Source organism: Hymenobacter agri (assembly GCF_054778495.1).
The window spans coordinates 1-5,726 of sequence record NZ_BAAGZM010000261.1 but is presented as its reverse complement, the minus strand read 5'-3'; the positions used below and the strand labels follow the sequence as shown (position 1 = coordinate 5,726).

4 protein-coding genes are annotated in these 5,726 nt (G+C 66.0%); 3 read left to right on the top strand and 1 reads right to left on the bottom strand.

The genetic code is table 11. From position 1 onward, the window contains the following. Positions 1–271, top strand: a 271-nt coding sequence (locus tag ACYVDE_RS13190) for a DUF4476 domain-containing protein (RefSeq protein ID WP_460502009.1), incomplete at its 5' end; no start/stop codon positions are given. 73 nt (positions 272–344) lie between these two features. Here ACYVDE_RS13190 and ACYVDE_RS13185 read toward each other — a convergent pair. After that, positions 345–818 carry a DUF4293 family protein gene (locus tag ACYVDE_RS13185; RefSeq protein ID WP_460502008.1) on the bottom strand — a complete coding sequence of 158 codons (474 nt, stop codon included), beginning with the start codon at positions 816–818 and terminating at the stop codon, positions 345–347. Between the two features lie 91 nt (positions 819–909). On the opposite strand from ACYVDE_RS13185, the gene ACYVDE_RS13180 reads away from it, so the two are divergent. Together ACYVDE_RS13180 and ACYVDE_RS13175 are read left to right on the top strand one after the other, a co-directional pair. Then, positions 910–2,115 (top strand): thiolase family protein, encoded by a 1,206-nt coding sequence (locus tag ACYVDE_RS13180; RefSeq protein ID WP_460502007.1) that lies wholly within the window; start codon positions 910–912, stop codon positions 2,113–2,115. Positions 2,116–2,418: 303 nt separating this feature from the next. Next, the coding region (locus ACYVDE_RS13175) for an FG-GAP-like repeat-containing protein (RefSeq protein WP_460502006.1) at positions 2,419–5,726 on the top strand (3,308 nt) is incomplete at its 3' end.

Genomic DNA, 5,726 nt, shown 5'->3' with positions numbered 1-5,726 from the left:
GCTGGTGCGCACCGTGCAGGCCCGCATTGCCGATGCCAGCAAGCTGAGCGCCGCCAAAGACGGCCTGGCCGACCGCAGCCTACGCGCCGACGACCTCGTGCGGCTGCTGCGCACTACCAGTTCCGAGGCCTGCCGCATCGACCTCGCCACCTATGCCTACTCGCACGTGAGCGACCCCGAGAATTTCTACCGAGTGTACGACGTGTTTACCTCCGAAAGCGCGGCCCGTACGGTAGCCACGGCCGTGCATGACGACAATTACCGCCGCTAGCTTGACAAGCAAGCGCACAAAAAAGGCCCCTGTCGCGAAGACAGGGGCCTTTTTTATTATTGTCGGTTACGTGCTAGCGCAGACGGTCGGCGCTGCGCACCAGCTGCTCGTCGCGGCGGATGAAGCGGTTGGCCAGCAGGTTGAGCACCAGCGCCAGCGTGGGCAGGTAGAAGGCGATGAGGATTTCGCCTTCGAGCTTGATGTTGAGCAGCTGCTCGCCCTTGCTATAGAATAGGTACTCGGCGCCGAGCGTGGCAGTGATGAGGAGCAGGTTGACGGTGCCAAGCAGCAGTTGGCGCAGGCGGCTGCGGTACTGGAAAATCTCGAAGATGGCCAGCCCGGCCGAAGCGGCGGCCAGCACCCCAATCAGCCACACCGGGCCTACGTTGGTGGGAAGGTTCACGCCCTTGCTCACGTAGCCGAAGGCGGTGAGGGTAAGCTCCTGGCCGGTCAGCGGGTCGATTTTGTGCCACAGGGGCAGGGCCAGCAGGCTCAGCATGGCCAGGGCCAGCAGCAGCAAAAACACGCTTTGAATTCTTTGTATCATCTTTGTTGTAGTAAAAGAACGGGCCCGGGTATGCGCCGGGGCCACAAATTTAGCTTCATCCGGCGCTTGCGCCGCTATCAATACCTTACTAATGCCGAATGCATACATCGTGGATGCCGTGCGCACCCCGATTGGAAAATTCGCGGGCGCGCTCAGTAGCGTCCGCCCCGACGACCTGGCCGCCCACGTGCTCCGCGAGCTCATGCGCCGCAACCCGTCCGTTGATAAAAATGCCATTGAGGACGTGATTATCGGCGCCGCCAACCAGGCCGGCGAAGACAACCGCAACGTGGCCCGCATGGCCGCCCTGCTGGCCGGCCAGCGCATCACCGTGCCCGGCAACACCGTGAACCGCCTGTGTGCCTCGGGCCTGCAGAGCATCATGGACGCTGCCCGCGCCATCAAGTGCGGCGAGGGCGACGTGTACCTGGCCGGCGGGGCCGAGAGCATGACCCGTGCGCCCTTCGTGATGGCCAAGTCGGAGTCGGCCTTCGGGCGCGAGCTCACGGCCCACGACACCACCCTGGGCTGGCGCTTCATCAACCCCAAGCTGAGCAAGCTGCACTCCCCCTTTGCGATGGGCCAGACGGCCGAGAACGTGGCCAAGCAGTACGGCATCACTCGCGAGGAACAAGACCAGTTTGCCTTCGAAAGCCAGCGTAAATACGCCCGTGCACTCGAAAAAGGCCGTTTCCGCAAGGAGATTGTGCCGGTGTTCATCCCGAACCCCAAGGGCGATACGGCCCTGTTCGATGCCGACGAGCAGCCCCGTTTCTCACCCATCGAGAAGCTGGCCACCCTCAAGCCCGCCTTCCAGCCTGAGGGCGGGACAGTAACGGCCGGCAACTCAGCCGGCATCAACGACGGCGCGGCCGCCGTGCTGCTGGTGAGCGAGGACGCGCTGAAGAAGTACAACTTGAAGCCGCTGGCCCGCGTGGTGGCTTCGGCCGTGACGGGCGTGGACCCGGCGGTGATGGGCCTGGGCCCGATTTCGGCCACCCGCAAGGTGCTGGAGCGCGCCGGCCTCACGCTGGCTGATATCGACCTGATTGAGCTCAACGAAGCCTTCGCCGCCCAAAGCATTGCCTGCGTGCGCGAGCTGGGCCTCGACATGGCCAAGGTGAACGTGAACGGCGGTAGCATTGCCATGGGCCACCCGCTGGGCAGTTCGGGCGCGCGCATCACGGCCACGCTGCTACATGAGATGCACCGCCGGGGCGAAGGCATGCGCTACGGCCTAGCCGTGATGTGCGTGGGCGTGGGCCAGGGTGCCGCCGTGATTTACGAGAAGCTGTAAAAGCGCAAGCCGGAGGCCGCTGCCCCAACAAAGTAGATCGTCCTGGTGCGCTCGTCGCAGCAGGACGGTCTTTTTTGCGCCCTATTCATCTTGTTCCAGCCTTGTTTTCACCCGCACCGATAGCGGTGACCCGCTCTCAAAAAACCCAAGTGGCGAGTGGTTATTCTACTACTGGACCAGGGAATTATGCGCCGCACTGTTAAAAACAAACACGTTCACGTTAGCCTGGCACATAGTTAAATAGCCGTTATTTGTGGAGCTGCGCGGGTGCGTGGCCGTCATTTACTCTTTTCGTTTTCTTCTATGATGAAGCTCTCCTCTCTTTCGGGGCGGCTGGCGGCGCTGGGGCTGCTGCTGGCCACGGCCGGCGCAGCCCAGGCCCAAACCTTTGCCCCGGCGGTGACTTACGCCACGGGCAATATTCCGCAGGATATTGTGGCGGCCGATGTGAACGGTGACGGCCGGCTCGACCTCATCAACGCCAATTCAAATTCCAATAGCGTGGGGGTGCTGCTGGGCTCGGCCACTACGCCGGGCACGTTTCCGGCCACGGCCACTTTTTACGGCTCGGGCGGCAACTTTCCGGTGGGGCTGGGCGTGGGCGATGTGAATGGCGACGGCCGCCCCGACATCGTGGTCGATAACGCGAACAGCAACAATGTGAGCGTGCTGCTGGGCTCGGCCACCACGCCGGGCACGTTTCTGGCGGCAGTGTCGTACGGCAGCGGCGCTACGGCCCCCCGGGGCCTGGGCCTGATTGACCTGAACGGCGACGGCCGCCTCGACATTGTGGTGGGCGGCAGCGACGCCAACATTGGCGTGCTGCTGAACCAGGCCGCCACGCCGGGCACCTTTGGCCCGGCCGTCACCTACACCAGCGGGGTAGCCACCGACGGCATTGCGGTGGGCGACGTGAACGGCGACGGCCGGGCCGATGTGGCCGTGACGGGCTTCCAAACCACCAACACGATTACCGTGCTGCTGAACTCGGCGGCTACTCCCGGCACGTTTCCGACGGCAACGGCGTACAACTCGGGTGGCGTGAAGCCGCGGGGCGTGACGCTGGCCGACGTGAACGGCGATGGCCGGGCCGACATCATCGCGGGCAACGAAACCAGCAACACCGTAGGCGTGCTTTTCAACCAAGCCGCCACGCCGGGCACCTTCGGCACGGCTGCCATGTACGCCAGCGGCGCCAGCGGGCCGGATGGGGTGCGCGTGCGCGACATGAACGGCGACGGCCGCCCCGACATTGTGGCCACCAACTACAACGTGAGCAGCGGCACCACCGTGAGCGTGCTGCTGAACTCGGTGGCCACGCCGGGCACGTTTGCCACCGGCACCACCTACAGCAGCGGCGGCCAGGGCCCCGTGGGCCTGGCCCTAGGCGACCTGAACAACGACGGCCGCTCCGACATTGCCGCGACCAACGTGCTCAGCTCCACGGTGGGCGTGCTGCTGAATACAACGCTGTTCAACACGCCCACGCTCACCAGCCTGAGCCCCACCAGCGGGCCGGCCGGTACCAGCGTCATCCTCACGGGCACCAACTTTACCGGGGCCACGGCCGTGAGCTTCAACGGCACGGCCGCGACGGCCTTCACGGTGAACTCGGCGACCCAGATTACGGCCACCGTGCCCACTGGCGCCACCACCGGCCTGGTGACGGTGACCACGCCGGTGAGCACCAGCAACGGCGTGACCTTCACCGTGACCTACCCCGACCTGGTTATCAGCACGCCCGGCCAGAGCATTGCGGCGGGCACCTACAACAGCATCACGGTAACCGGAACCGGCACGGGCACGCTGGCCGGCAACGTGGTAGTGAACTCGAGCACCATCATCAACAGCGGCGGCACCCTGAACGACGGCTGCTTTGTGCTGAGCGGCGGCGGCGACTTCACGCTGGCCCCGGGCGGCACGCTGGGCATCTGCAACGCGCAGGGCCTGAGCAGTACCGCCGGCCAGGGCACGCTGCAAAACACGGGCTTCCGCAGCCTGTCGACCGATGCAACGTACGTGTACAACGGCACGGCAGCCCAGGTCACGGGCGGGCAGCTACCGTTCCAGGTGCGCAGCCTCACCAGCACCAACAGCAACACCGTCACGCTGAGCCAGGCCGTGAGCGTGGCGCAGGTGCTCACGCTCAACGCCGGCAGCCTGAACCTGAACGGCCGGACGCTGACGCTGCTCAGCAACGCCAGCGGTACTGCCCTGGTGGCCAACCCGGGTTTCGGCTCGGTGATTGGTAATACTGTGGCTGTGCAGCGCTACATTGACCCCAGCCTGAACCCCGGCCTGGGCTACCGCCACCTGGTGGCACCGGTGGCCGGGGCCACCGTGGCGGCCTTCGGCTCGGGCGGCACCACGCCGGTTGTCAACGACGCGTATAATGCCGCAGCCGACCCCGGTTCCGTCAATCCGTTCCCCACCATCTACCGCTACGACCAGAGCCGGCTGGCGACTTCGCCCGCCACCACGCTGTCGGCGTTCGACAGGGGCTGGGTATCGCCGACCGACCTGAGCAACGCGGCGCAGCTGGCTACCACGGGCTTCACGGTGCAGCTGCCCGGCGCCAGCACGCTGAGTTTCACCGGGCAGGTTGGCAACGGCAACGGCTCCATTTCGCTGAGTAGCAACAGCGACGCCACGGCGGCCAACGCGGGCCTGAACCTGATTGGCAACCCCTACCCCGCCCCGCTGGACCTGAGCACCATCACGGCCGGCCAGCGCGCCAACATGGACGCGGCGTTTTACGTGTTCGAAAGCACCTCGCAGTACGGCGGCAGCTACCGCACCTATATTAACGGCGTCGGGACCAACTCGCTCGTGGGCACCGCCCAGGCCTTCTTCGTGCGCGTGACGGCGGGCCAGACCAGCGGCTCGCTGGGACTTAGCAACGCCAACCGCGTCACCACCTTCGGCCAGCAGGCCCCCGTACGCCGCACGGCCGAAACCCGCCCGCTGGTGCAGCTCGACCTGAAGGGCACCACCGGCCTGGCCGATGCCTTCATTGCCTACGCCCAAGGCGGGGCCACGGCCGGCTTCGACGGCGAGTACGACGCCCCGAAGCTGGCTAACTCCTCAGGGCTGAACCTGAGCAGTACCGCAGCTTCGGGCGAGCGCCTGGCTATTGAGGGCCGGCCCGAGTTTCTGGCCGCTACCGTGCTGCCGCTGAGCGTGGGCGTACCCGCCGCTGGCACCTACACCATCACGGCCACCCAGCTGCTAAACCTGCCCGCGGGCCTCGACGCTTACCTGCGCGATGCTCAAACCGGCCAGACCGTGAACCTGCGCACCCAGCCCAGCTATTCGTTCACGGCCACGGCCGCCCAGGCCAGCGGCCTGCTCGTGGAAGACGACCTGCGCACGGTGCTGCAACTACCGCTGGTGGCGGGCCGCTGGTTCGATAAGAGCGACGACGCGGCCGCGACGCCGCCCGCCGTCATTACCACTGACCTGGCCGCGCGGCTGTTTCCGCAGCAGTCGGCACTGGGGCAGGTGGTGAAGCGCAACGGCAGCGAATACCGCGTGGTGGGCCTCACCGGGCCCATGCGGGCCGACGACCCGCTGAGCGAAGGCCGCCCGGCCATTCTGAGGCGGGTGAGCCC